This is a genomic window from Arthrobacter sp. T572, assembly GCF_056780115.1.
Window position 1 is genome coordinate 84,704 of sequence record NZ_JBRAZQ010000001.1, and the last position, 25,110, is coordinate 109,813.

Consider the following 25,110-nt stretch of genomic DNA (forward strand, 5'->3'; position numbering starts at 1 on the left):
CTGCTCCCTGGCGTTTGTGGAACCGGTGGTTCTTCCACTGTAGCCCGGCGGCAGGATTGCTGGTGGTTGGTGGGGGGCTTCGCCCGCGGCAGCGTTATCGGCGGCCGGAGGAGCGCCAGCGGGGGAGGCCGCCGCCGCTGGCGGTGGGGCCGGAACCGTTTGCCGGTCCCGGCCCCTTGCTGGGTTAGCGCTTCTTGTAGCCGGTGGCCTCATCGGCCGCTACGGGGGCGATCTTTCCGTGGCTGATGAGTTCTTCCATCAGCCCGGCGAGCCGGTACCCGGGCACGTCCTCCAACGCAGCGGTGAAGTGCTCGGCCGCGACCGAGGATTGGCCTTTGAGGTAGTAGAGCCAGCCGATCACCGTCAGCAGCGGTGCCCGGTAGGTCTCCGGGGCTGCGGCGATCAGTTCACGGGCCGCTTCCTGGGCGCCGTCCACGCGGGTCCAGTCCGGGCGGATTCCTTCCCCGACGAGCAGGTAGCCGCTGCCCTCGGCGGTGGTGCGTTCGGGTTCGATCACGGTGCACATCAGCACATCCCGCAGGGTCGGGTACTGGAAGCAGGCCAGCAACTGCACGGCCGATTCCGGGCTGATCCGGCCGCTGCAGGCGATGGCCTCTGACCAGAGTTCGATGGCGTTAATCTCTTCGCTGTACTGCAGCACGTGCCCGGCGTATTCGATCTTCTCCACCGTGTCGGTCGGGCCGGTGAACGGGGCGTAGGTGGTGCCCGGTGCGTTCTTGTAGCTGCTGCCACGGAAGATCATTTCGGCGTTCAGCTGCCCGTCCGTGATCGACTCCAGCGACTCGATGGGGCAGCACCGGGGGTCATCGCAGAGCAGGTTCTTCCAATGCCCGGAGGTCACCAACCATGCGTCTTTGAGCGGGACACCGGCGGCGTCGAGGGTCTCGATGATCGCCTCGACGTGCCCGTGGAACGGGCGCGCCGTGCCCGTGGCTGCGGGCTGGTCGGAGTAGACGGCCAGCACTGCGGCGTTCGCTTGGGTGTCCAGTGCGATGTAGTTGGCCATGGCCCGCGCGAATTCTGCCGTGTTCGCGTCCTTGGGTGCGTCGACGCGCAAGGTAGCGCCGAGCATGTTCCCGCGCATGGTGATGAACACGAAGGATTCACGGGGTGCGAAGCCAAGGGTGTGCGGGATGAAGCTCAGGATGTCGGCGGGGCTGCTGATGCGCAGTTCGTTCGTCAAGAGTCAAGTCCTTTGCTGAGGATCCGGTGGGTGGGGCGCTCGTGGTGACCGGCCAGCTCCCCTTCTCCCCCGTTCGTTGTTTTGGCTGCTGGCGAAGCTTGCGGAGCTGTGCCCGACGGAGGCCTGTCTACCCGCAGGGCAAGGGACGGGAAATTCCCGAAGGAAATCAGCGACGCAGGAGCGCCGCAGGGAAATTCCCGGCACGCAGGCCCCGACGAAGGAGGGGCTAGACAGGCCGGAGCGGGCACGTACAATCCGTCAGGACAGCAGCCTAAACGTCGAAGACAAGAACAGGGCCAGGGCGTGCAGGAGCTCTGCGACGGAACGGCCTGGCCCCAACAGCCGGCCACGGAGCGAAGCGGAGTGGACGCCCGCTTCACGGTTCGCCCCGGCGAACCGTCCCCTCCAGCACCCCACGTGCGCCTAGGGGAGAAAACGGGCCGGTGCCACGCGCCACCCGGGCAACCCAAGAACCGTCCTGTGCTGTGGCGGTCCGCCTCCGGCAACCACGCACCCCAGCCGCCACGACGGCGGACCGCCCGCCCACCAGAGGCGATCAAACCATCAAAGCAGCTACCCGTGTTGGTGGCCGGGACCTCCGGAGGTCCCGGCCACCGTGGGGTTAGCTGGCGAGTAGCTCGGCAAGTTCCTGGGCTTCGGTGACCAGCGCGGCGCCGCCGTCGCGGATCAACCGATGACACCCTGCAGAGTTGGCGCTGTGGACGGGCCCCGGTACCGCCGCCACGTGGCGGGCGATGGTCTCGGCCTGGTGAGCGGCGTGCAGGGCACCCGAGCGCCAGCGGGCCTCCACGACACAGGTCACACCGGCCAGGGCGGCAATAATCCTGCCGCGCTGCAGGAACCGGTACCGGGTAGGTGCCGTGCCCGGGGGCTGTTCGGAAACGATCAAACCGTGGGCCCGGATCGCTGCTGCGAGGTCGGCGTTCCCGGCCGGGTAGTCCCGGTCAAGGCCACCGGCGACGACCGCGATCGTCGCCGGTCCCTCACCAGCAAAACCGGAGAGCGCTGCCCGGTGGGCGTGCGCGTCGATGCCGTAGCCGAGGCCGGAGACGATGCAGATGCCACGGCCAGCCAGCTGATGGGCCATCTGACCGGTCACGGCCGCGCCATAGCTCGTCGAATCCCGCGACCCGGTCAACGCCACAGCACGCTGCGGGGCCGGGATCCCGTTCGCGATGTCGCCCCGGTACCAGAGCCCGTACGGAGCATCAGGCAGGTCATCCAACCCGGTCGGCCAGTGCTCATCCCCCGGGATGAGGAACCCGCCGCCGAGGCGCTCAATGGTCGCGAGGTCCTTCTCGGCGTCGATCTCGGGCAGACGCTGGCGCCAGCGCTGCAAACCCTCTGTAAGGTCGGTCTCGGTGATGTGGGCGAACGTGTGGAGTGGCTGTTCCCCGGTGACGATGCGGAGGGCGGCATAAGCGCCGAGGGTGCCGACAAGGGCGCGGCCAGTGGTGTCCTGCGGGTCGAACAGGCGGGTCAGGGCTGCGCGTGCGATGCGGTCGTTCATGATGTGCGTCCTTTGCTGAGGATCCGGTGGGTGGGGCGCTCGTGGTGACCGGCCAGCTCCCCTCCCCCGTTCGTTGTTTTGGCTGCTGGCGAAGCTTGCGAAGCTGTGACCGACGGAGGCCTGTCTACCCTTTGGGCAAGGGACGGGAAATTCCCGAAAGGAAATCAGCGACGCAGGAGCGCCGCAGGGAAATTCCCGACCCGCAGGCCCCGACGAAGGAGGGGCTAGACCGGCCGGAGCGGGCACGTACAATCCGTCAGGACAGCAGCCAAAACAAGAAAAGAGGCTTTTACAGCCCGAGCGCAGCGAGGACCGGTTTCGGTGCGGTACGCCGCACCGAAAACTCTGTCGGCCCCTGCGCGGCGCCAGGCGACGCCCTGGAAGTGATTTCTTTGACTCCTGAGGCAGTGCGTGGATAAGTTGGCCTTCCGCTGCAGCAAACCGGCGATTCGAATGACGCCAGAGGTCTTTGCAGTGACGACAAACCACCACGACATCCCAAGCTTCCTCGAGCAATGCGTCTCCCTGAACGACACCAGCGACAAGGGCCTGGACATCACCACCCTCTACGGGCGGTACCAGTCCTGGGCCCTGACCGCTGGCGCTGAGCCCATGGACGCCAGTGATTTGGCCATCGCCCTGCGGCACGCAGGCATAGCCCACGACGACACTCAGGGCCCGGTCCGGTTCTATCCCGGACTGGAACTGAAGGACGCCTCCCAGCCCAACATCTTCAAGCACGCGAATTCATGACAAGAAATAGACGGGCTTCTAAAATTGATGGCGTGGAAACGGTTGAGCACCGTGACGTCCTCCAAAGGCTCCACCAACTCCTAGAGTCCGCACCCCATCTCGGGGCATTCCTGGAAGGGATGGCCCAGCAGGCGGCTGCCACTCTGAGCCGGGCCTCTGATGCGCCGGTCGAGTGCGCGGTGACACTGCACCGGCCTCAACAAGCGGGCCTGATGGCGGCGACCACCAACAACCTGCCCCTGCTCGACCGCGCCGTGAGCGTTCCCCTGGATCCAGGGCCGGATGCGGCCGCCGTGCTGAGTTTTTTCGCACCCGGGAACGAGCTGTTCCCCCAGGCCGTCACCGACCAGGCACGGGCCTTCTCCCACGTGGCAAGCCAGGCCCTTGGCCTCGCCCTGCGCGTCTACACTGCAGAGACGCGATGCACGGAACTGAAAACCGCGATGGAAGCCCGCACCGTCATCGGTGTGGCCTGCGGGATCATCATGGCCAAAAACAACTGCACTAAAGGCGAAGCCTTCGCATACCTGCTCCAGACATCACAAGCACAGGACAGAAAACTGCTCGACATCGCCCAGCAGATCGCCCAGACACCCTGCCCCGGAACAGCACCGAAAACATACTTCGACGACTAACCAGCAAGCCCCGGTAAGTGCGGGCACACACGGAATTGTCAGGCGGGACGGCTACGGTGGGCGCGTCCCGCCGGAGTCATCCCCATGTTCCCGGCGGGACACCTGTTCGAAAATGAAAGGCCATCTGCCGGGACCGGGAGCGGGCGGCCACCATCGACGGCCTTTACGGGGGGGACAATCCAGCCATATGTAAGGCAAAACAGGCTTTGACAGGCCGGAGCGCAGCGGAGGTCCGTTCTGGTTGTTGGTCCTTTAGGCTGGGCGCATGGACGAGTCCATTCCCCAGGCGTTGCAGCCACCGGTTGCTGTTGCCCTGGCCAAGCTCGTCAAGACATTCCCCGGCCCAGGAGCGTTGCCGGGCACGTTATATTCCGAGCCCAAATGGGATGGCTATCGGGCCATCGTCCTCAATGATTCAGGCCGGGTGACGCTATGGAGCCGCCAGGGCAAGGATTTGTCGAGGATCTTCCCTGACCTCTGCGCCGCGGTTCGGGACCACGTCCCACCCGGTGTAGTGCTTGATGGTGAGGCGGTCATCTGGAAGGCGGGCCGGCTGGACTTTGAGGCGCTACAGCGGCGCATGGTCACCTCCAGGGTGGCTTTGCCGGCCCTGGTCCATGAGCTGCCGGCCGCGTATGCGGCTTTCGACGTGCTGGCCGTTGCCGGACGGGACGTCCGGTCGGTGCCGTTCACGGGACGGCGCCAGCTGCTCGAGGAACTGGCCCGGGACTGGACCGCCCCGCTGAACCTCTCCCCCACCACCACCGACATGGACCTGGCCAAAACCTGGCTGAAGGACCTGGCCGCTACCGGGGTGGAGGGGCTGGTGTTCAAGGGAGGCTCACAAACGTACGAAGCAACACGTTCCTGGTTGAAGCTTAAAAGCAAAAACACCTTTGACGTGGTGTGCGCGGCCGTCATCGGCCCGATAACCCAGCCCCAGGCCATCATCGCCGGCCTGCCGGTCGATGGTCAGCTACGGATCGTCGGCCGGTCCACGGTGCTCTCCACCCGCGTAGGTCGGGAGCTGGCCCGCCACCTGCGCCCGGCGCAGCCAGGTCACCCCTGGCCGGAAGAAATCAGCGAATCATCGCTGAACAGATTCAGCAAGGACAAAGGCCCGGTCCGCCTGACACTGGTGGAGCCGATCGTGGTCGAGGTCGCGGCCGACGTCGCGTGGACCGGCAAATCCTTCCGGCACCCTCTTTCCTACCTTCGTTCCCGGCCCGAGCTGGATCCCTCCGCTGTGCAACTCCCACAGCAGTTATTTCGTCGTACCTCTCCCCCATACTGATCGGCGGCGGCATCGGTTGGGTACCGCCACACTTTTTGTGTGTCATTCGAACATATATTCGGATAGGTGTGGTAGTGGGTCCTGAGCAGGCCAAGGCTCTGCACACTCGGTACTCCAGGCGTGCGCAGCCCTTTGGGCTCACGCTCGAAGAGCTTGATTTCGGGAACAACCCTGTCCACAACGAGTTTCCGGGGATCCCGGTTAAGGCGTGGTTGCGGTTCCCGAACTGCGCCGAGCTCGTTGACGGTGAAGTGTTCGCCTGGACCGCGAAAGCTGTTGAAGTGCGATGGCAGGACGGGCCCATGACCTACCGGACATGGGTGTGGGCTTCAGCGGTCACCCGCCGCGATGAAGCCAACAGCAAGAACTTAGGAGAGCGTGTAAACCGTGACAGTAACAGCAGCCAGTGAAACCACCCAGACCGTGGTTGAGGTCAGGTTCAGCCCCACCGGTCGGCCCCTGGCCGTCAGGCATGAGGGCCGGGTGTGGGTTGTGACCGAGGAACCGGTGCACTGGTTCGAACGGGATTCCTGGTGGCAGACCCGCTTCACCGCCCCTCGGGGGATAGGAAACATCGTTGACATCGAGTTCTGGCAGGTCCAGGCCAAACTGTCCGCCAACGCCGCCCTACGGACGTTCCTACTGCGACGCAATCCCACAACCACCCAGTGGGTGCTGGATTCGATCAGCTGATGCCAGCGGACCTGTACCGCTCCCCCGTCCCGCCCAGGCTCTGGGAGCAGATCCGGGCAGAATTCGGCCTGCCCACCCTTACACAGGTGCAGGACAAACTAGCTGCTCACGTCGAGAAAGGCGATGGAGTTGCGGATCCCACATAACTACTTCGGGCTATGGATGATGGTCCCGTCCCCCGCCAAGGAAGTCATCCAAAGGAAACCACCACTAGTCCGAGAGGTCCTCTCCTTCGGCCCGATACTAGTGCCCGAGGCTCTTCCCCTGCGGCGTCAGCCGCAGCCAAAAGCCCTCACCCATTGGTCGCTACTCCAGCGCGTCAAGTGCCATCTCTGACCGAATCACCCATAATTCTCGGACATCCTTTTCCGACAGCTCCTGCAAGCCGTGGACGAAGGCTTCCATATTTGCTCTGCAAGCGGATCCTCCGTCTGCCCAGAACCTGATCCACAGGTACAACAAGGCGAAGCTACCATTCCAAGCCGCTCCGGATCTTCTGAGGTAGGTCATTGATTTCCGTCGCCGGCGGCCGAACGCTACGCTTGGCGTTTCTCATCCGCCACGTGCGCCTGCCGCGTGGGCCCCCGAAAAAATGATGCTAAAAGCATTGCTCAGGCATCCGTCTTTACAGATCCACATTCAGGGCAGAGAATTCGACAGAACTGCTGGGCCTGCCCGTCCGGTCGTCCCTGCACTGTCGTCTGCTGCTTCATCCTGGATTCATGGGCTTGGATGCGTTGCTCCCCGTCTGCGGACAGGCTATAGATCATGTGCCGTCCAAGTTTCTCGGTATTGACGAGCCCGTGAGCGTTCAATTGAGCCAGCCGGTTGCTGATGTATCCCTGTGATAAGCCGAGTTTCTCGGCGAGGGCTTTGGGATAACTGGACCCGTGTTGCAGGATCCGAATTATGGATTGCGTCGTTCTTCCGTCCAGCAAAGGGGAAACTTGTGCCTTCACGTGGTTTCCTTACCAACAATCGCTCCCGACAGGGAGCAAACCTTTGTCCTTGATAATGACCGGGAGTGTGTCCCGGCCCGTGATTGGGCCGGGACACACTGACACCGCTGGTGTTATCCCTTGAGCATGGTCTCCAGGTCCGTTTTTGCTGCGGCCATTGCAGCCTTGGCGGTGACGGTGCCTGATAGTGCCGCTTCGACGTGTTCGTTGAATCGGGTTTGGGCTGATGAGGCGCTTGGGAAGTTCCAGAACGGGTTGCGGGTCGCCGTGGCAGCGATCTGCTTGTCGAATTCGCTATGGAACGAGTTGTTTTTGAACCAGTCCGATGCCAGGTTCGCCTTTGTTGTTGGAGGTTGCCCTGCAGCCTCAAAGAGCTTTTGGGCGGCTTTGGTGTCGGTGCTCATGAACTTCATGAATTTTGTTGTGGATTCCTCATCGCTGAAGCGCACCAGTGGCTGGCTCCAGACCAGAGCGCGCGGCTGATTCCCCACAGATTTCGTAGGACGTGCGGCTGGCTTCATCTTGGATGCAATATTCGGGTCCTTGGACTGGCCAGGAATGATGCCGACAGCTTGGGGAGCGTCATCGTAAATGGCGGCTTTTCCTTGGGCGAAGAGGGTCCGGGCGGAGTCGCGGACGACTCCGGCCTGGATTAGCCCTTCATCCAAAAGAAGCTTCCAGTAATCCAACGCTTGGATTGACCCGTCGTCACCCAGGGTTACCGTTTCGCCGTCCACAACCGGAGAGCCGAAGGTCCACATCCAGGGAATGATGTCCTTGAGCTGTTCGACCTTGGTGCAGGGGGCGTAGGGGATGAGATTGCTGTCGGCTCTCTTCAACGCCCGAAGCGCCGCTGTGAATTCATCGGTCGTCCGAACCGGGTTTGAGACTCCAGCATGAGCGAGGATTTCGGTGTTTGTGATGATTCCGATAGCAGACTGCGTCCAGGGCATGGCATATCTCTTGCCCTTGTAAGTGCCAGCATTATTCACCGATTCCGGGTACAGAGACTGGTCGAATATTCCTGAGACTTCTTTGAGTGCACCGGTCAGGGCGAGGGTGGAAAGCCATTCTTCGTCGATGTGGGCTACTCCAGTAAGGCTCTTGCTTTTGGCTTTAAGGACCAGCTGGTTGAGGTACTGCAGGTATGGATAGGTGTTCTCTTCGGTTTTGATTGAGGTGGATGTTCCGAAGTCCGCCACGACAGTTTTGAGTGCTGTTCCTGAGTCCTGCCCAAAAACCCAGGACGTGACGGTCAAGGGTCCGTTGGCCGCAGGGCCGCCTGATGTAGAAGCGCAGCCAGTCATGGTGAGGAACCCCAAGGCCGCGGTGCCCGCCCCGGCTCTGAGAAATGTGCGTCGGGACAGGCCGGTTGTTGAACTTGGCGTCGTTGCCATCTCGTTTTCCTATTCGTTAGTTTTCTTGTTCGGATGTCATTTGACGGAGCCGGCGAGGGCTCCGCTTACGAAGTGTTTTTGCAGAAGGAGAAAGACCGCGACCACGGGCAATGAGGTCACCAGAGATGCGGCCATCATCTGGCCGTAGGAGTTCTGAAACTCACCTAGGAAAGTCAGTGACAGGCCAGCTGGCAGAGTTTGGAGGGGCGTGTCTACCAGGGTGAGCGCATAGGCGAGGTCATTCCACGCCCTAATGAAGGCGAAGAGTCCGACGGCGATCAAGGATGTCCGGCAGACCGGAAGCAAGACCGTAATCATGATTCTGAATTCGCTTGCTCCGTCGATGCGCCCGGCTTCCATGAGGTCGTTGGGGATTGCGTCAAAACTGTTCTTCATCATCCAGACCGCGAGCGGGAGCGTGAAGGTTGAATACGAGAGGATGAGTGCCCCGTAGGTGTTCAGCAGACCAAGAGCGTTGAAGGACGCATACAGCGAGAGTAGGAGTAGGACCTCAGGAACCATCTGGGCCACGAGTATGAGGTACATCAGGGGGGTGCGGCCATAGTAGCGGAACTTGGAAAAAGAGTATCCGGCCGTAAACCCGAGGAAGAGACTGATGATTGTGGTGGTGGTCGCCACTATCAGGCCGTTCACCATGAATTTCAGGAGCGTCCCGTTGGTGAGGACTTCGGTGAAGTGGTCCAGGGTGAACGAACGCTGGAGCGAGGGCGGGAACTGGAAGATGTCTTCATTTGAGGTGAAGGCCGTCAGTGCCATCCAGGCCACGGGGAAGAGGGCAAACAGCAGCAGTACTGCGACGGTGACATGCGCGGTTGTTGATCGCCGCTGCCCTGGAGCGGAACCGGGGGCTGATTGGCCGGGGCGCGCCCTTACTGGCGTTTTCAGGGTTGCAGACATCTACTTAGTCCTTTTCCTGCTTGATGGTATATACGACGTAAATGGCCACGAGGAGGCTCATGAGGATTGTCCAGATGGCGCCGATAGCGCCGGCCTTCCCGAGGTCGAAGTCGCTGAAGGCAGCCTTGTAGAGAGCGATGGAGAACGTCGTCGTGGATCCGACCGGTCCACCGCTGGTCATGACGTAGGGGATTTCGAATTGCTGAAGGCCCCAGATCGTCTCGAGCAACAGCGTCAGGGCCAATGCCGGTTTGATCTGCGGAAGAATGACGAAGATCTGTTTCTTCCAGGCGGAGGCCCCGTCCACGGCTGCCGCATCGTGAACCTCTGAGGGGATCCCCTGCAGTGCCGCTAAGATCAGGATCGTCATCCACGGGAAGGAGTGCCAGATCTTTGCCATGATGATCGCCGTCATGGCGAGGTGGGGGGAGTCCAACCAGTTAGTGTTTCCCTCTCCTAGGCCGAACATCTTGATCGCGCCATTCAGCACACCGTAGTTGGTGTCGAAGATCCACAGCCAGACGAACGAGACGACAACACCAGGGAGGATCCATGGAATGAGGAAGCCAGTTCGGAGCGCTCCAACTGCTGCCATCCGTGTGTTCAAGGCCAGCGCGAGGGCAAGTGCGACAACAAAGGCTCCGAGCGTGGACGCCCCGACGAAAACGATGGTTTGCCACAGGATCGGGCCAAATGAGGGTGCCGAGATGAAGGCTGCGATGTTCTCAAATCCGACGAAGTTCTCCTCTGTTCCGAGCAGGCTCCGGTCGGTGAAGGCGAAGGCCAGAGACTGGACAAAGGGGTATCCGATGACGAGGACAAAGAGAGCCAGGGCCGGGAGTACCAGCAGATAGGGAAAAGACGTCCCGCGCCTGGCTTTGCGGTTCCGTGCAACCAGACCCTTGCTAGGCTTGCGCCCGCTAATGCCGGGGCCAACCTCAGAAGGTGCTCGGGTATGAAGCGACATGATCTAGCCGACCGTTGAGCAGAGAGGGGACTCGTAGCAGCGGATCTCATAGACTCCTGCCGCGGGATCGCCGTTGGTCGCGAAGACCGTCAGGCGGATGCTGTCGGCCGTGGTACCTTCGGGGAGATCGTGCACGACTCGGGTCGAATAATTGCCTTCAACCCGTGCGACTTCCTTCCACTGACCCCCGGCATCCACTTCGATGACGTAGTCCCGGGCACACTGGGGATCACGATAGAAGGCGGGGTAGGCGTGGTATTCGCGCAGTAGGTGTCCGGCAAACGTGATCTGGATCTGGCGGACGCGTTGGGGCTGTTCCCAGGACAGTTGGAGCCACTGAGGAAGCGGTGCAACCGGATCTGACCTCCACTGGTTGGTGCCCTGATGCGGACGTGTGACACCCGTGAGGACGTTCCCGGCGGCATAAGCCTCTTGAGCCGGTTCGATCTGGAAGCTCAGCGTTGAGCCTCCACCGAAGCGGCGGTAACGACCAGGACTGTATTCATACCCTGCAATCTGGCCCGGCAGGACAGCGCTGGAGACGTGCCATTCAACGTCTGGTGCCGCGTCAAGGTCTACCCGAATGTACCCGCCTTGCGCCAAATCCTCCCCGGGGATGTTTACGGACCATTCGACCCAATGCGGCCCACCGGGCGGAACGACAAGGACCTCTTTGCCCAAAGCTCCCCCCGGTTCCGTCCTGTAGTCCCAAATGTCGTCGACCTTGTGGACAGTGGCGGTCACTTCGCGGGCTGAATCTCCTTCATTGGTCAGCGCGAGACGAAGAACGTCAACACCTTGCCCCGCGCCGACGGCGACCCACTGCGCCGTCCTCCGCTCTAGGCGTCCCGTGAATGGGTGAACAGGGTGGTCCCGCCAATGGTCGATCCCACCGAGCCAGTTCGCACTGTTCGGCCCGACACCGCGGACCTTTTCAGAACTGCTGGCGGCGACAGTAGCCGTGAGGGAGAGGTCGTCCGGATCCGAGTTCCGCACATGGGGCAGGAAGCAGCCGTCACGCAGCAGAGTCTGCTGGAGCTCCCTTACCTGCAGAGCGAGCACGGCCTCGACCCCTTCCGTGTCCTTGGCCATGGCAGCGGCCGTGCCTGCGGCCTGGCCCATGACTGCGGTGGTTCCCATTACACGTAGGGCCCCCAACGCCGCATGGGTGGAGCTGACGTTCCTTCCGGCAAACATCAGGTTGGAAAGATCCTTGCTCATCAGCGCACGAAGTGGGATGCCAAAAGGCCCGACGTACTTGGAAGAGCCGAAACTTGACTTCGGATTAGCGAAAAGGGCAGTACTTACGGGCTCTGCATCCTCGGCCAAAAGTCCGCCGAGAGTGTGTAGATCGACGTACCACCCACCGAAGGCTACTTCGTCCTCGAACTCCCCGTTTTCAATGAGGTGATTCTCAGTGAGCACCAGTTGCCCGAGCAGCCTCCTGCTTTCACGTTTTCCGGGCACTTGCCCGATCCAATCCAGCGCCAGGTTCTGGGCCTTGTCGGACCAGTAGGGGTCCCTGTTTTTCAGGTAGTCCCAAATCCCCAAGACATGCCTCGTGAGTTCGTGCCGGATAGCCTCGTTGTCATGGATCGAATCCCATGGGGTACCGATTTCGATCCACCAATAGCCGCTGGAAAGGGTCTTGGGGAGCCTTGCACCCTTACGGAAGAAGGACGGGTCGTCGTATTTGACCGCCCAATCAGGCGCCTTGAAGGGCACCGGGCTGCCAGTATCAACGGTCTTGAAATGAAGGGAACTTCCCATCGTTCCATCCGTCGCTTCATTTGGCGCATCAGGTTCACCATACTCCGAAGCTGACTCTGTGCCGGAAAGCCATTCGGCCCCTGCCAGTGCGCCAAGCGTCCCATCACCGGTGCAGTCGATGAACGTCTTTCCAGTGATTTGGATAATCGTTTCGGCATTGGCCACTCTGGCCCTGACCCTGGTGATTCGCTGTTCGGTGACGTCGACTTCCTCAAGCGCTGTATTCAGATGCAGAGTGAGGCCCTCGGTGCGTACTGCAATGTCATAAAGAACGAGGTCCCACACACTGTTGGTCCAGCCGTTCTCCTCAATCTTGGCGTGGTTTATCGCCCGTTCCTGGATCAACGCTTCCGAAATAATCCCTGTCTCCCGGGCATAACCGTGGAAGGCTGCGGCACCATGCGGGGTGACCCGTACCTCGGATGAGGAATTTCCGCCCAGAACCGGACGGTCCTGGATTAGTACCGCTTTGGCTCCGTGCCGGGCTGCCGCAACTGCTGCGGAAAACCCGGCTAAACCGCCGCCTGCGACCACTACGTCGTAGTCTTCTTCGACAAACTTCACTGATTTATCCCTTCAAGCTTCTTGTGCATGGCGCAAGTTCACGTCTCTTGCGATGTTTGCGTGATGCCGCCGCTTCGCAGAACTTAAACGTTCTAGTAGAATAAGTATGTGATCGGCATGGAACCATGTCAATACATAGTTTCCAAGAGAGGCAGATAATGGCATCCCCAAATCCGAACGGTCGACGTCCGACCATCGTCGATATCGCCAAACAGGTCGGGGTGTCACCGGCGGCCGTTTCAATGGTGCTCCGGGATCTGCCGGGCATTGGGGAGGAAACGAGACAGAAGGTGCTTGCCGTCGCGGCGGAACTGAATTATCGGCCGGATTCACGAGCCAGGTTGTTGCGCAGCCGCAGATCCAAGATGCTCGGAGTCCTTTACTCGCTGATGTCGCCATTTCACGCCGATGTTGTGCAGTGGCTATACGAATCGGCAGCTGAACGAGGCTACACCGTGATGCTCGGCGCCTTGACGGAAAACATCTCCGGATCGCGCGCGGCAGAGACTCTGCTCAGCGCCCGCTGCGATGGCATCATATTGATTGACCCCGAGTCAACTATGGACGAAGAGGCGATTTCCGTGGCATCTCAAGTTCCTACTGTGGCTATCGGTCACATGCAATCCCGTGAGGGAACGGATCTCGTCCAGGCTTCGGGTGCCGAAGGCGTTGCCCAGGCGATGGGGCACCTCGTCAGTCTCGGGCATCGACGAATTGTCCACGTCTCGGGCGGAGCATCGCTTGCGGGGCTCGAAAGAAGCCGTGCATATATGAACTCGATGGAAAGACTGGGGCTGGCCGAAGAGGCCAAGGTTATCGAAGGAGATGGTTCGGACCTCGCAGGCGTTCTCGCTGCCCGGATGTTTCTAGAAAGTGAACTACCCACCGCCGTCTTGACGTACAACGACACCACAGCCGTTGGTCTACTGTTTGAACTCCTCAGGGCAGGTATCTCCGTACCCGCCGATGTGTCCATCGTTGGCTATGACGACAGCCACGTCGCATCTCTGCCCCACATCGGACTAACGTCAATCGCACAGGGATCGCGTCGACTAGCGAAGGCAGCAGTTGAACGAATGGACTATAGGTTGAATGACATCGCCAGCCCTATCACTCCAACGCTTCCGTCTATCGACGTGCTCACACCGCATCTAGTGGTACGGAGTTCAACCGGCCTTCCCCGCGAGATGCCAGACTAGTCCCTTTTCCCGGCGCCGGCGCACTGAACAACGGGTGCTCTGTCTTGCTGGAGAACCTGGCCGCGATCGACCCCGCTGCCAGGTTGGCAGGATGCACTGTCCCACTTCCTTGGAACTGGGACACTCAGGCATGGACCACTGTTGTCATACAGCTGATACGCACCATCTGTATGAGGGTTTCCGAGCCGATTCGGCCTCGCGCGCGCCTATCCTGATGACAAAAGGCTCGGGATCATTAACGGTGAGATCCCGAGCCATTTGTGGGTCTAGACGGTGACGCCGAGGCGACGGTTCGCGAGGACGGGGATAACCTGCCGGGCCTTTTCGACGGCTTCGATGTCCGCTGTCACCACGAGTTGGCCGGTCTTTTCGTCGAGTTCTTCGAGTACAACGCCCATGGGTGATACGACGAGGCTGTGTCCGACGCCGAAGCGGGGTCCTGCTGGTTCTTCGATGCCTGCGGTTGAGGCGTCAGCTTGGTCGCAGGCGATGATCCAAGTCGTGGAGTCGATGGCGCGTGCTTGATTGAGGAGCCGCCAGGCGTCGACTTTGCCTTCGCCGGCGCCCCAGTGTGCGGTGACGATGATGATTTGGGCGCCGTGGTCGGCCAGTTCTCGGAAAAGTTCGGGGAAGCGTACGTCGTAGCAGGTTGCGACGCCGACGGTGATGCCGTCGACTTGGAAGGTGAAGGGCTTGTCGCCGGGCTCGACATCTGCGGATTCGGAGAATCCGTAGGCGTCGTAGAGGTGGATTTTGTCGTAGCCTTCGTGGATTTCTTCGCCGGTTACCAGAATCGTGTTGCGGACGCGGCCGCCAGCGGCTGGTTGAAAAGTTCCGACCAGGACAATAACTCCGAGTTCGGTAGCAAGTTGGCGGACGGCAGAGGCCCACGGGCCCTCGATTAACTCCGCAGCGGCCGCCGGCGAGACTCCGAAACGCGACAGTGAGGCTTCCGGGAGGACAACCACACGGGCGCCGGTAGCCGCGCCTTCGCGGACTGCGCCCAGGACGAGTTCCAGGTTCCGGGCGGGGTCTGTGGTCGTGGCAATTTGTTGGACGGCGACTTTGAGGCTTGCAGAAGTCATGGGGGTTCTCCTCTTTCTAGTGATTTTGGGGGCTCAGTAGATGGTGTGGTGGGCGGTTTCGCGGGCGTCGGGGTTTTTGGCCAGTGCGACGCCGATCAATGTGATGACCGAGACGAGGACGATGTACAGGGCCAGCGGCACCCAGGAGCCGAAGGCGCCAAGGAGCCAAGTGAACAGCAGTGGTGCGATGGCTCCGCCGAATACACCGCCGATGGTGTAGGCGAGGGAGCTTCCTGCGTAGCGCAGCCGTGGGCTGAACTGCTCAGAAACGAGTGCTGCTTGAGGGCCGTACATGAGGGAGTTGCAGAGCAGGCCGAAGATCACTGCGAGCACGACACCGATGTATCCGATGCCCATGAGTGGAAAGAAGATGAACGGGAAGGCGATGGAGCAGGCGGCGCCGATGGCTGTAACCAGGCGTCGGTTCATGCGGTCGGAGAGGTAGCCTGCGGCCGGGACCATGAAGGTTTGAAACGCGGAGCCGATGACGACGGCCAGGAGTGCGCCTCCGGCAGGGAGCCCGAATTGGCGTGTGGCGTAGGTGAGGATGAACACCGTTGACAGGGCGTACATGACGTCCGGGGCGATGCGGGACATGGTTGCCGCGAGGAGTGCCTTGCGTTCGGTGCGGAAGACGTCGGCGATGGGCGACTTCGGAGTCAGGCCCTGTTCCTTGATGGCCTCAAAGACGGGCGTCTCTTCAATCTTGAAACGGATGATCAGGCCGATGACGACGAGGACAGCAGAGAGCAGGAAGGCGACCCGCCAGCCCCAGGACAGAAAATCCTTCTGAGGCATCAGGGCCAGGAGCGCCAGAGCGCCATTGGCCATCAGGTTGCCAAGGGGCGGGCCGATCTGGGCGGCTGAGCCGAAGAGGCCACGCTTGTTCGGATCGCCGTGCTCGCTTGAGATCAAGACCGCACCGGCCCATTCGCCGCCGACGCCAACACCTTGGCAGAGCCTGAGGAAAACCAGCGCAATGGGGGCCGCGACCCCGATGGTGTCGTAGCCAGGCAAAAGGCCAACGGCAAACGTGGCCACTCCAATCAGAAGAAGGGTCCATACCAGGACCTTTTTGCGGCCGATCCGGTCACCGAGCCGGCCGAACAGGACACCGCCCAAGGGCCGGGCCACATAGCCGACGGCATAGGTGGCGAAGGCTGCCAGTGTTCCGGCGAGGGGGTCGTCCGCGTGGAAGAAGACCTGCCCAAACACCAAAGCCGAGGCTGCCGAATAGATGGCGAAGTCGTACCACTCCAAGCTTGTACCGGTGAGGGCGACGATGAATCCGCGTTTGCCTTGCGCTGGACGTTGAGATGCGGCTTGCTGTGCCGCGGAGATTTGTTCAGTCAACGTGTGCCTCCTGAATGAACGAAGTGTGGATGATGCCAAGGACCGCTGCAGGCGGGTGGCTTAGACAGTGCTGTGACGATCAATGAACAACTTTTCGGCTTCGTATACAGAAGCGTATGGGCTGTGTATACTCACACTATACTGTGATGCAGATCGCAGCAATACCCCCTTTTGAAATATCTAGGAGCTCCCATGTCACTGAAGTTCAGCCTCCCCGATGGTGAAATCGTCGACGTTGAGGTCACCCACCTGTTGAACGGCGGATATGCAGGCCGTCATCAGGAGCACGTCCGGGCCCACATCGAAGAACTGGCCCTGCTGGGCGTGCCGGCCCCGACGGAAACCCCCACGATGTACCCCGTTTCCCCCTACCTGGCACAACAGACCACTGTCGTGCCCGTTCAGCACGGCAAGACTTCCGGCGAAGTGGAATGGGCCATCGTGGTGGCCGAGGGCGGCCGCATCCTTCTGACACTGGCCTGCGACCACACGGACCGTGAGCTGGAAGTACACGGAATCGCCTGGTCCAAGAACGCCTCTCCCGACGTTCTGGCAACAGATGCCTGGCTCCTTCAGGAGGTCGAGGACCATCTGGACCAACTCACGCTTACGGCGTGGGTCACCAACGACGGCGCAGAAGAGAAGATCCAGACCGCCACCCTTGGCGATCTGCTTCCGCCTTCGCACTGGGTGGAAGTCCTGAAGGAACGCGAGCTGCTCAGCCCCGGCACGGTGCTGATTTCCGGGACCGTGAACATGATCGAAGGCGTCAATCAGTTCGCCGATGGCTGGCGGGCCGAGCTGGGAGACCCGGTCCTGGGGCGCACCATCAGCCTCGCCTACGACGTTGTTCCCATGGCGACGCCAATCGGGTAGTCCGTGGATAGGGCGGGGCGCGCCCACTAGGCGCGCCCCGCAGTTCCCCAGTTCTATGTATGCGGAGCGTATACTGAAACCATGCCCACGCCAACACAGTCCAATCGTGACCGAGTCTACGACTTCATCCGAGATGTCATCCTGCCCGATCCCGCCTACCATGGCAGCTTTCTGACTGAGGAGCAGGTCGCCGAGCAGGTCGGCGGCACGTCGCGGACTCCTGTGCGGGAGGCTTTCCTTTTGTTGGCCTCGGAGGGGTTGCTGCAGTTGGTTCCCCGGCACGGCGCCTACATACCTCCGGTCACGCGCCAGGAGATCAGTGAAGCCCTGGAGTTCCGGACGGTCCTTGAGACCACCGCAGCAGAGGCCGTCATCCAGCGCGGCAGTGTGCCTCTGGACGCGATGAAGCTTGCGCTGAAACATCAATCCGAGTGCTCTGATGCAGGTCATGAACGTGAGTTCGTTGACTGGGACAGCGAGTTTCATATCGCACTGGTCCGGGCGGTCGGGAACACCTTGATGACGAAGGCCTACACGGACCTGCGCGCCCGCCACGTACGTATCGGCGTCCGCGCATTGATGAACACCCCGGCGCGGCAGGCAGCAGTCATCACCGAACACCAGGCCATTGTCGATGGTCTTGAATCGGGCGACATCGAACAAGCGAAAGCGGCACTTGTCAGCCATATCCGCACCACCGCCTCGGGTTTGTCTGAGATCTGAAGCACCACGTACCAACCGGCATCCGGCGCTCGTTTCCGGGTGAGAGATGGGCTTTTGTGCTCCGTCTGGAGAGGCATGCATGCATCAGGACCGCTCCCTCAATGTGGCCTCCGCGGACGTTGCCTACCGCTGGCTGACCAACTTCATTGCCGGGATCCCCGCCGAGGAAGAGAGCTTCCTCAACGAAGCGGCCCTGGCTAAAGCCACGGGCACCTCCCGAACCCCCGTAAGGGAAGCGCTGTTGAGACTGGAAGCCGAAGGCCTTATTCGGCGTGTTCCCCACAAGGGGGCCTACGTGCCCCTTGTCACCGATGCGGAGATCCGCGCGAACCTGCAGGCACGTGGCCTTGTTGAAGGTTGGGCGGTTACCGCGAAACCCCGGCTCGACGCACTAACCCTTGAGCGGCTCCGCGGGATCCAGCAGGAACAAGCAACCGCAATCACCGACTCCCACCGGTTCATTGAACTTGATACCGACTTTCACACCATGATCATCGCAGCCGCCGGCAACAAGGTCCTCGCGGACTTTTATGCCTCTCTAAGGAACCGGCAGCTCCGCATCGGCGTGCGGGCTGTGAAGGACGGGAGTCCCCGTGCCTTGGAAGTCATCTCCGAGCATCAGACGATCCTTGATGCACTGGCCAGTGGCGACTCCAATGCCGCCCTGGCGGCCGTGGAAGCCCACCTGGAATGCACCCGCAAATCGCTGCTGGGCGATTAGTGCAAAGCGCGCTAATGAGAGAAGGCCGGCGGCGGGCAACGCCTGCCGCCGGCCTTCATGTCAGGGCCGCTCAGCGCAGTCGCCCCCCGGATGTTCAGCTGTTTTCAACTCCAGCTTCCAAGCAACCTGGCGGCCCCGGAGCGGCGGCATCAGCACTCCTTCAGGCACATGCCGAAACGGTGTGGTCTCACCATCGGGCCGCCACCAACCGCTGACCGGGGCGTGATCACCGGTGCGAATGAGAACTGTCGATGGCCGCAGCTTTTCACGCCCCAGGCCTTTCATCACCGTTCCCTGTTGGCTGCATGGTCCATGACCGGACGGTTGGCGATCACAGGGAGGCTGCCCGTATATCCGTCGCGTTCTTTGGCTGCTGCACGGATGCCGTCACGGGCAGCAAACCACCCGATGACCAGTGCCGGGATGAGGACAAGCAGCGAGGCCAGCACCCATCGGCCGGTCTCGGAAAAGGCCATGGAACCCAGTACGAACAGCAGGAAGGCCAGCGTCAGGTAGGCGGTGTAGGGCGCGCCGAAGAGCCTGAACGCCGGGCGTTTGATAAGACCATCCCGGGACATCCGGTGCAGCTTCATCTGGCAAAGAATGATGGTGGCCCAGCACCCGATGATGCCCAGGGCGGAAATCTCCAGCACGATCTCGAACGCCTGCGAGGGCACCAGTGCGTTCAAGCCGATGCCGAGCAGTGCAACGACCGTGGTGAAGAGGATTCCCCCGTAGGGCACTCCCCTGCTGTTCATTCTGCCGGAGAACTTGGGTGCGGAGCGGTTGACGGCCATGGAACGCAGAATCCGGCCGGTCGAGTACAGCCCTGCATTGAGGCTGGATAGGGCGGAGGTGAGAACGACGAAGTTCATGATCGTCGCCGCGGTGGCTCCTGCGCTGGGGTCCCCAAGGTGGGAGAAGAACGTAACGAACGGGGACTCACCCCCTTTGTAGGCGGTGAAAGGCAGCAGGAGGGAAAGCAGCAGCACCGATCCCACGTAGAAGACAGCGATGCGGAAGACGATGCTGTTGATGGCTTTGGGCATGACCTTTTCTGGGTCTTTGGTTTCACCGGCTGCAGTGCCGATCAGCTCAATGCCTGCATAGGCGAATATGACCCCGCTGGCGGCGAGAAGAGGAGCGAGGCCTCCATTGGGGAAAAAGCCGCCATTGTCGGTGAAGACCGCAAGCCCTGTGGGTCCAACATCGGTCGCGGCACCGCTGAGAAGGAACACGACACCGACCACGAGGAAAGTCACCAGTGCGATGACTTTGACCAGCGCGAACCAGAACTCCATCTCGCCGAACAGTTTCACCGATACCAGGTTCAGTGACAGCACCACGACAAGGGCAATCAGGGCCAGCAGCCACTGGGGTGTCTCACGGAGGGGCTGCCAGTAGGGCGCCCAGAATTTCAGGTACAGGGCCGCCGCGGTGACGTCCACGATCGAGGTCATGGCCCAGTTCAGGAAGTAGAGCCACCCGGCTGCGTACGCCATTTTTTCGCCGTAGAACTCCCTGGCGTAGGAAACGAAGGAGCCCGACGAGGGCCGATGGAGGACAAGTTCACCGAGGGCCCGAAGGATCATGAATCCGAAGAAACCACACAGGGCATAAACCAGAACCAGGGCAGGGCCACTGCCATTGAGGCGGGCGCCGGCTCCCATGAACAGACCGGTTCCGATGGCCCCACCGATGGCGATCATCTGGATTTGCCGGGGTTTGAGCGCTTTGTGGTAGCCGTGCTCTTCGCTTGAGAAGTCGCGGACAGCTGCGGCTACGTCGCCGGTGCGCTCTCTTTCGTTTTCGAGCTCGTCGGCGCGGTCGCGTGAGGGTATTTTCATGTTTTCTCCATAGGAACAAAGCCGCACCCCTTCGTGCGGCTGGATGAGCAACTCCGTCACGATCGGGACGGGACGGGAGCGCGGGTTAGATGCTGGAAACGCCAGCCCGGGGTGTGCGGAGCTGGAGGTCCCGTGGGCTGATCCAGACCTCGTATCCCTCGTTGCGGGCGAAGGCGCGGCGGGGTTGCACGCCGTTGCTTTGGAGCCAGAGTGTTGAGGAGTCAGCCATGGCGTGCTCGACGATTCCGTTTTGGACAGGGACTCCGTTGTGCCGGACCTGGACATAACCGCCGATCAGGGCCGTCCAGTCATCATGGCGACGGAACTGCCGCGGCGGATCATCACGGCGCTTCATGCCTGCTCGCTCGAGTGAAAGAATGCTTCAAGCCGTGCCCACATCTCCGGTGCGTTCGAGTACATGGGGAAATGACCGCTGTGGGAAATCTCGGCGAGCTCGACGCCTTTTTCGGCAAGGGCCGGCAGATAAGACAGCGTGTTGTTCTGCACCCCGTACATGTACATCCGGGGAAACGGCAGGGCCAGGAACCGGTCCAGGAGGTTCCCGTTGTCGGACAAATCCACCATGGACTCGAAGATGGGACGCACAGCGCCGGGCCTTACCTTGTGGGGAAGACTGGCGGCGTAAAGGGCGCTTGAGTAGAAGCGGGATCCCCACACACGGTCTTGGAAGTCCTTGAAGAAACCTTCCGGGTCAGGGTGGGAGTGACTGATGATCTGCCGGCTCAGGAAGCAGTCCTCGGGCGCGACGTTGCCTTCGATGTCAGCGAAACTGACAACCCTGGCCGGGTCCCGATCCGCCAGCAGCAGTGAGGTAAGACCGCCCATGGAGTGGCCGATGAGATGGAAGCGTTCGATGCCCCGGGCGGCAAGGACAGCCTCGGCGACGGCCACGAGGAAGCGCACGGAAATCGCGTCCAAATCCGAGCACACGGTTGCTCCGCAGCCCGGGGCGTCATAGGCCAGAACGGGACGGTCGGCGAGTCCCGGCTGTTGGATTACGTCGGCGTAGTCTTCCTTGGTGGAACCAAAACCGTGGAGAAACACCAACGGCACGCCTGTGCCGTTGCGGAACATACCAGCGACTTCGACCTGAACGTTTTCGATGGTGAGCGGGAGGGTGAAGGGTTCAAGTTTGGTCAACCCGGGCACGTGTCTGTCTCCTCTGTTGGGGTTTTGCTTCAGGGGCGCGTTGGCGTCTCAGCTGAGACTGCCCACGCGTGGTGGTTGGCGACATGGCGCCGGTTGGTGCTCGCCATAGCAAGCTGATACAGCTTCGCTGTATCGAGTGCGGCCAAGGAGAGTCCTCTATTCCTCAGGGCCCCTTCGATGAGGTCAAGTGAGTTGTTGCCCAGGCCAACGACTTGGGCCAACAATTCCTGACGGGACCATGTGGCCAGAACTTCAAGGGTTGTGATGCCGTGCCTGGCCAGTGCATTTTCGGCGCGGGCGGGCAGGCCGAGACCGGACACCGGGGTGCCCGGACGCGGCGGGGTTGTCACGGGAAGGCCTTCACGGCCGCAGCAAACCGGCGCAGCCCTTCTTCAAGGCTTGCGATGTCGGTGGCGAAGGACAGCCGTACGTGCCCTTCACCGGAGGGCCCGAATTCGCTGCCCGAGCGGACCAGCACGCCAGCTTCGGCGAACCGGGCCACCATCTGGTCTGAGGTCAGCGAGGTGGTGACGCGCGGGAAGGCGTAGAACGCTCCCTGGGGGGCGAGCATCCGGACACCGGGGATCCCGCTCAGTGCATTTTGGACCAGGTCACGGCGCTCCTGGTACGAAGCCGTCAACATGGCAAGGTCCGCTTCAGGGGTTTCCAGTGCGGTAAGCGCCGCATCCTGGACAAAGGTGTTCAGAGGCCCATTGAAGGTGCGGTGGATGAGGTTGATTTTCGCCGCAAGCGCCGGTGGTGTCACAACGTAGCCCAGCCGCCATCCGGTCATGGCGTAGGTCTTGGAGAGTGTGCTGCAGTACACCACCTGCGACGAGACGTTCTGAAGGTCCAGAGCGGAGACGAACGGAAGTCCGTCGAAGACGATGCTTCCGTAGGCTTCATCGGAGAGCATCAGCAGCCCGGGATGGTCGGCGAGAACAGTCTCCACCCCTGCCAGTTCGGCTTCGGAGTAGACCCGTCCGGTCGGGTTTCCGGGGTTGCACAGGATGACCATCCGCGCCCCGGGTGCTTCACGCCGGAGTGCTTCGATATCGAGCGAACCGTCCGCAAGGGGTGCGATCCAGACAACGTCGGCGCCGATCATCGCTGCATGGTCCGCATACAGGGAGTACGTCGGCTCCGGGATTAGCACTTTCTCGCCCGGCTGAACCAACGCCAGCATGGTGGCAGCGAGCCCGGCGCTGCCACCATGGGTCAGCACCACCTCCTCCGCAGTGGTGGGACGGGGGTGCCCGGCGGAGATCTTCCGCGCGAGCACCTCCCGTAAGGCCGGGGCACCGGTCATCGGCGAGTACCGGGTGCGTCCCTTGGCCAGGGACTGCACGGCAGCATCGATGATCGGGGTGGGTGTTCCGGCGTCGGGCTCTCCCATGGCTAGTGAGATGGTGCCCTGGGGTGCCGCGCCCAAGGTGGCGGGGCGGCGGCTTGAGGCGGCGATCCGTTCAGGAGCGCCCAGCTGTGGTGAGTAGGTGATGGTCATGTGTACTTCCGGTCAGAGCGAGTAGAGCTCAAGTGTGGACTTGCCGTCGCGGATCTCTGCGAGGATGCGCTGTTCATCGGCGACCCGTTGGTCGGCTTTGTCCAGGACCGCGTCGACTGCGTCGCGTGGCAGGACCACAACGCCGTCGGCGTCGCCCACCACCAGGTCCCCTGGGCGGACGGTGAGACCCCCGACGCGGACCGGTGAGGTGAAGTCGCCCGCGTAATCCTTGGCTGTGCCAACGACGGTGACGCAGCGGGAGAAGACGGGGAAGTCCATTTCTGCCATTTCGTCGGTGTCGCGAACACCGCCGTCGATGACCAGGCCGAGGATGCCCCGGTGCTGGGCTGCGGCCGCGAGGATCTCGCCCCAGTGGCCGTGTTCGGCCCCTTGCATGTCCACGACCAGGACGCTGCCGGCAGGTGCGTTGAGCACGGCGTGGTGCAGGGCCAGGTTGTCTCCTCCAACGCCGCGGACGGTGAAGGCGGGCCCGGCGACTCTGGCGCCACGCCAAGCCGGTTTGATGCCGGGGTCGCAGGCACACGGCAGTTTGGAGGCTTCGTAGAGGGTCGCGGAGGAGTGCCCGCGGGCTGCGTTGGTCACTTGTTGCCCCACTGGAGGTCGTGGTAGCCGAGGTCTTTGCGGGCCTGGACCAGGGTCGATCCTGCCTTGACTGCGGCGACGATGCGGTTTTCGGTGTCCTCGATCTTCTCGGCAAGGGTTGCTACTTCGGCAGCACGGTTGGCGGGAACGGCAAGAGCCCCGTCGGCGTCTGCGCAGATGATGTCGGAAGGTTTGACGGTGACGTCGTTGATGGTCAGCTCGGTCTGGACGGCGACGAGCTGGACGCGGTCTTTGCCGGTACGCATGAACTTGCCCCGGCTAAAGAGCGGGTAGTTCTGCTGCAGGGATGTGGAAATGTCACGGCAGACGCCGTTGATGACGGTTCCGGCGATGCCCCGGTTTGCTGCGACTTCGGTCATGATTCCGCCCCAGACGGTGACCTCGGTGCGTGCCTGGTTGTCGATCACGATGACAGCTCCCGGCGGGACGTCGTCCAGGAAGTCGCCAACGCTGCCCCGGGTCTCCCCTGCCGGTGCGTACTGGACAGTGAAGGCAGGTCCGGTGGCACGGAAGTCGTAGGTCAATCCGGCGATGCCGTGGAGGGTGCCGTGGATGCCGAGGGCGTCCATGGCGTCGGAGATGGACGCCGTGGGCAGTGCTGCCAAGCGTTCGATGACGGTGGTGTGGGTAGTGGTGCTCATTAGTGTTCCTCGGTGATTCCTGCCAGGCGCGCATCGCGCATGGCTTCATGGAGTGCGACACCGTCGCGCAGGTCGGCGGCGATGGCTTGTTCGCGGGCGGCGACTCCTTGGGCGTGTTCGAGAGCGGCTTCGAGGTGGCTGGCGGGGACCACGACGACGCCGGTCTCATCAGCCAAGACAAGGTCTCCGGGGCTGACTGTTACTCCGCCGAGTTGGACGGGCTGACCGGTGGAGCGTTGCTGCAAGCGGCCACGGGCTGTGGCGGGAATGCTGCCCTTCGCGAAGACGGGGAAGCCGATTTCGCGTGCTTCGTGGACGTCGCGGCAGGCACCGTCGGCCACCACACCGCGGACCCCGTTCAGGGATGCGCCGAGGCTCAGCAGCCCGCCCCAGCACGAAACATCGGTGCGGCCATCGTTGGCGACAACGATGACGTTCGTGTCATCGGCTTCGGCGACTGCGGTGGCTCCGATGTGGGCGCCGGACGGGCCGGGGACATGCGGTTCAAGCTGGACGGTCACGGCGAAGCCGACGATCTTCGGAGTCCCCCACACCGGGACGAAGCCTGCCTGTCCAGGGGGCAGGCCGAGGGCGTCCAGCGCGTCCGAAACGGCGGCTGCATCAAGGGCCGCGTAGTGCTCCAAGAGGTTTGTTCGGGAAGTCATGCTTCCAGTACAACGGA

Annotated in this window: 25 protein-coding genes; 8 read left to right on the forward strand and 17 right to left on the reverse strand. The window is 61.9% G+C overall.

From position 1 onward, the window contains the following. Nucleotides 1-184: 184 nt before the first annotated feature. Together ACUYMZ_RS00400 and dprA are read right to left on the reverse strand one after the other, a co-directional pair. A complete protein-coding gene (locus ACUYMZ_RS00400; RefSeq protein ID WP_481601692.1) occupies nt 185-1,204 on the reverse strand; it encodes a DUF4192 domain-containing protein in 1,020 nt (339 codons plus the stop codon). A 622-nt stretch (nt 1,205-1,826) separates the two neighbouring features. Then, a complete protein-coding gene (dprA, locus tag ACUYMZ_RS00405; RefSeq protein ID WP_481601693.1) occupies nt 1,827-2,735 on the reverse strand; it encodes a DNA-processing protein DprA in 909 nt (302 codons plus the stop codon). A 474-nt stretch (nt 2,736-3,209) separates the two neighbouring features. Between dprA and ACUYMZ_RS00410 the strand changes: the two genes are divergently transcribed. From ACUYMZ_RS00410 to ACUYMZ_RS00425, 4 genes are all read left to right on the forward strand, one after another. Then, nucleotides 3,210-3,488 (forward strand): hypothetical protein, encoded by a 279-nt coding sequence (locus tag ACUYMZ_RS00410; protein ID WP_481601694.1) that lies wholly within the window; start codon nt 3,210-3,212, stop codon nt 3,486-3,488. 32 nt (nt 3,489-3,520) lie between these two features. Next, nucleotides 3,521-4,123, forward strand: coding sequence for an ANTAR domain-containing protein (locus tag ACUYMZ_RS00415; protein ID WP_481601695.1), 603 nt, complete (start codon nt 3,521-3,523; stop codon nt 4,121-4,123). A gap of 265 nt (nt 4,124-4,388) precedes the next feature. After that, a complete protein-coding gene (locus ACUYMZ_RS00420; RefSeq protein ID WP_481601696.1) occupies nt 4,389-5,417 on the forward strand; it encodes an ATP-dependent DNA ligase in 1,029 nt (342 codons plus the stop codon). A 387-nt stretch (nt 5,418-5,804) separates the two neighbouring features. After that, nucleotides 5,805-6,110: a hypothetical protein gene (locus ACUYMZ_RS00425; RefSeq protein ID WP_481601697.1), complete on the forward strand. Its 306-nt coding sequence runs from the start codon at nt 5,805-5,807 to the stop codon at nt 6,108-6,110. A gap of 611 nt (nt 6,111-6,721) precedes the next feature. On the opposite strand, the gene ACUYMZ_RS00430 is transcribed toward ACUYMZ_RS00425, so the two are convergent. From ACUYMZ_RS00430 to ACUYMZ_RS00450, 5 genes are all read right to left on the reverse strand, one after another. Further along, a complete protein-coding gene (locus ACUYMZ_RS00430; protein ID WP_481601698.1) occupies nt 6,722-7,069 on the reverse strand; it encodes a winged helix-turn-helix domain-containing protein in 348 nt (115 codons plus the stop codon). A gap of 113 nt (nt 7,070-7,182) precedes the next feature. Continuing rightward, entirely contained in the window at nt 7,183-8,466 is a 1,284-nt protein-coding gene (locus ACUYMZ_RS00435; RefSeq protein ID WP_481601699.1) for an ABC transporter substrate-binding protein, read from the reverse strand. A gap of 36 nt (nt 8,467-8,502) precedes the next feature. Beyond that, the gene (locus ACUYMZ_RS00440; protein ID WP_481601700.1) at nt 8,503-9,384 is read right to left on the reverse strand and encodes a carbohydrate ABC transporter permease; all 882 of its coding nucleotides are present in this window, start codon (nt 9,382-9,384) and stop codon (nt 8,503-8,505) included. A 4-nt stretch (nt 9,385-9,388) separates the two neighbouring features. Further along, nucleotides 9,389-10,351 carry a carbohydrate ABC transporter permease gene (locus tag ACUYMZ_RS00445; protein WP_481601701.1) on the reverse strand — a complete coding sequence of 321 codons (963 nt, stop codon included), beginning with the start codon at nt 10,349-10,351 and terminating at the stop codon, nt 9,389-9,391. Nucleotides 10,352-10,354: 3 nt separating this feature from the next. Next, nucleotides 10,355-12,685, reverse strand: a complete 2,331-nt coding sequence (locus ACUYMZ_RS00450) for an FAD-dependent oxidoreductase (protein ID WP_481601702.1) — start codon at nt 12,683-12,685, stop codon at nt 10,355-10,357. Between the two features lie 158 nt (nt 12,686-12,843). On the opposite strand from ACUYMZ_RS00450, the gene ACUYMZ_RS00455 reads away from it, so the two are divergent. Beyond that, complete coding sequence (locus ACUYMZ_RS00455; protein WP_481601703.1) at nt 12,844-13,884, forward strand: LacI family DNA-binding transcriptional regulator; 1,041 nt, start codon at nt 12,844-12,846, stop codon at nt 13,882-13,884. 266 nt (nt 13,885-14,150) lie between these two features. Here ACUYMZ_RS00455 and ACUYMZ_RS00460 read toward each other — a convergent pair whose 3' ends face one another. Both ACUYMZ_RS00460 and ACUYMZ_RS00465 read right to left on the reverse strand, forming a co-directional pair. After that, the gene (locus ACUYMZ_RS00460) at nt 14,151-14,969 is read right to left on the reverse strand and encodes a carbon-nitrogen hydrolase family protein (RefSeq protein ID WP_481601704.1); all 819 of its coding nucleotides are present in this window, start codon (nt 14,967-14,969) and stop codon (nt 14,151-14,153) included. Nucleotides 14,970-15,002: 33 nt separating this feature from the next. Next, the gene (locus ACUYMZ_RS00465) at nt 15,003-16,322 is read right to left on the reverse strand and encodes an MFS transporter (RefSeq protein ID WP_481601705.1); all 1,320 of its coding nucleotides are present in this window, start codon (nt 16,320-16,322) and stop codon (nt 15,003-15,005) included. A gap of 192 nt (nt 16,323-16,514) precedes the next feature. Between ACUYMZ_RS00465 and ACUYMZ_RS00470 the strand changes: the two genes are divergently transcribed. The 3 genes from ACUYMZ_RS00470 to ACUYMZ_RS00480 all read left to right on the forward strand — a co-directional run bounded on the left by ACUYMZ_RS00470 (nt 16,515) and on the right by ACUYMZ_RS00480 (nt 18,642). Then, on the forward strand, nt 16,515-17,198 hold the full coding sequence (locus ACUYMZ_RS00470) for a DUF2848 domain-containing protein (protein WP_481601706.1): 684 nt from the start codon (nt 16,515-16,517) through the stop codon (nt 17,196-17,198). An 81-nt stretch (nt 17,199-17,279) separates the two neighbouring features. Continuing rightward, nucleotides 17,280-17,921: a GntR family transcriptional regulator gene (locus tag ACUYMZ_RS00475; RefSeq protein WP_481601707.1), complete on the forward strand. Its 642-nt coding sequence runs from the start codon at nt 17,280-17,282 to the stop codon at nt 17,919-17,921. A 79-nt stretch (nt 17,922-18,000) separates the two neighbouring features. Next, nucleotides 18,001-18,642, forward strand: coding sequence for a GntR family transcriptional regulator (locus ACUYMZ_RS00480; protein ID WP_481601708.1), 642 nt, complete (start codon nt 18,001-18,003; stop codon nt 18,640-18,642). 284 nt (nt 18,643-18,926) lie between these two features. On the opposite strand, the gene ACUYMZ_RS00485 is transcribed toward ACUYMZ_RS00480, so the two are convergent. The 8 genes from ACUYMZ_RS00485 to ACUYMZ_RS00520 form a co-directional block, all read right to left on the reverse strand. Beyond that, a complete protein-coding gene (locus ACUYMZ_RS00485; RefSeq protein ID WP_481601709.1) occupies nt 18,927-20,489 on the reverse strand; it encodes an amino acid permease in 1,563 nt (520 codons plus the stop codon). An 85-nt stretch (nt 20,490-20,574) separates the two neighbouring features. Further along, nucleotides 20,575-20,844, reverse strand: a complete 270-nt coding sequence (locus ACUYMZ_RS00490) for a hypothetical protein (protein ID WP_481601710.1) — start codon at nt 20,842-20,844, stop codon at nt 20,575-20,577. Continuing rightward, nucleotides 20,841-21,659 carry an alpha/beta fold hydrolase gene (locus ACUYMZ_RS00495; protein WP_481601711.1) on the reverse strand — a complete coding sequence of 273 codons (819 nt, stop codon included), beginning with the start codon at nt 21,657-21,659 and terminating at the stop codon, nt 20,841-20,843. Before ACUYMZ_RS00495 ends, ACUYMZ_RS00490 begins: the two co-directional genes overlap by 4 nt. Before the next feature lie 29 nt (nt 21,660-21,688). Then, a complete protein-coding gene (locus ACUYMZ_RS00500; RefSeq protein ID WP_481601712.1) occupies nt 21,689-22,009 on the reverse strand; it encodes a DNA-directed RNA polymerase subunit alpha C-terminal domain-containing protein in 321 nt (106 codons plus the stop codon). Next, a complete protein-coding gene (locus ACUYMZ_RS00505; protein WP_481601713.1) occupies nt 22,006-23,163 on the reverse strand; it encodes a pyridoxal phosphate-dependent aminotransferase in 1,158 nt (385 codons plus the stop codon). The genes ACUYMZ_RS00500 and ACUYMZ_RS00505 overlap by 4 nt, the downstream gene beginning before the upstream one ends. Before the next feature lie 12 nt (nt 23,164-23,175). Continuing rightward, nucleotides 23,176-23,766 carry an RraA family protein gene (locus ACUYMZ_RS00510; protein ID WP_481601714.1) on the reverse strand — a complete coding sequence of 197 codons (591 nt, stop codon included), beginning with the start codon at nt 23,764-23,766 and terminating at the stop codon, nt 23,176-23,178. Then, a complete protein-coding gene (locus ACUYMZ_RS00515; protein WP_481601715.1) occupies nt 23,763-24,428 on the reverse strand; it encodes an RraA family protein in 666 nt (221 codons plus the stop codon). Before ACUYMZ_RS00515 ends, ACUYMZ_RS00510 begins: the two co-directional genes overlap by 4 nt. Beyond that, a complete protein-coding gene (locus ACUYMZ_RS00520) occupies nt 24,428-25,093 on the reverse strand; it encodes an RraA family protein (protein WP_481601716.1) in 666 nt (221 codons plus the stop codon). The genes ACUYMZ_RS00515 and ACUYMZ_RS00520 overlap by 1 nt, the downstream gene beginning before the upstream one ends. Nucleotides 25,094-25,110: the final 17 nt, after the last annotated feature.

Coding starts and splice junctions, on each gene's coding strand:
- ACUYMZ_RS00470 (WP_481601706.1), top strand. CDS start 16,515: ATGTCACTGAAGTTCAGCCTCCCCGATGGTGAAATCGTCGACGTTGAG.
- ACUYMZ_RS00520 (WP_481601716.1), bottom strand. CDS start 25,093: ATGACTTCCCGAACAAACCTCTTGGAGCACTACGCGGCCCTTGATGCA.
- ACUYMZ_RS00515 (WP_481601715.1), bottom strand. CDS start 24,428: ATGAGCACCACTACCCACACCACCGTCATCGAACGCTTGGCAGCACTG.
- ACUYMZ_RS00435 (WP_481601699.1), bottom strand. CDS start 8,466: ATGGCAACGACGCCAAGTTCAACAACCGGCCTGTCCCGACGCACATTT.
- ACUYMZ_RS00490 (WP_481601710.1), bottom strand. CDS start 20,844: ATGAAGCGCCGTGATGATCCGCCGCGGCAGTTCCGTCGCCATGATGAC.
- ACUYMZ_RS00460 (WP_481601704.1), bottom strand. CDS start 14,969: ATGACTTCTGCAAGCCTCAAAGTCGCCGTCCAACAAATTGCCACGACC.
- ACUYMZ_RS00475 (WP_481601707.1), top strand. CDS start 17,280: ATGCCCACGCCAACACAGTCCAATCGTGACCGAGTCTACGACTTCATC.
- ACUYMZ_RS00455 (WP_481601703.1), top strand. CDS start 12,844: ATGGCATCCCCAAATCCGAACGGTCGACGTCCGACCATCGTCGATATC.
- ACUYMZ_RS00485 (WP_481601709.1), bottom strand. CDS start 20,489: ATGAAAATACCCTCACGCGACCGCGCCGACGAGCTCGAAAACGAAAGA.
- ACUYMZ_RS00480 (WP_481601708.1), top strand. CDS start 18,001: ATGCATCAGGACCGCTCCCTCAATGTGGCCTCCGCGGACGTTGCCTAC.
- ACUYMZ_RS00505 (WP_481601713.1), bottom strand. CDS start 23,163: ATGACCATCACCTACTCACCACAGCTGGGCGCTCCTGAACGGATCGCC.
- ACUYMZ_RS00445 (WP_481601701.1), bottom strand. CDS start 10,351: ATGTCGCTTCATACCCGAGCACCTTCTGAGGTTGGCCCCGGCATTAGC.
- ACUYMZ_RS00440 (WP_481601700.1), bottom strand. CDS start 9,384: ATGTCTGCAACCCTGAAAACGCCAGTAAGGGCGCGCCCCGGCCAATCA.
- ACUYMZ_RS00420 (WP_481601696.1), top strand. CDS start 4,389: ATGGACGAGTCCATTCCCCAGGCGTTGCAGCCACCGGTTGCTGTTGCC.
- dprA (WP_481601693.1), bottom strand. CDS start 2,735: ATGAACGACCGCATCGCACGCGCAGCCCTGACCCGCCTGTTCGACCCG.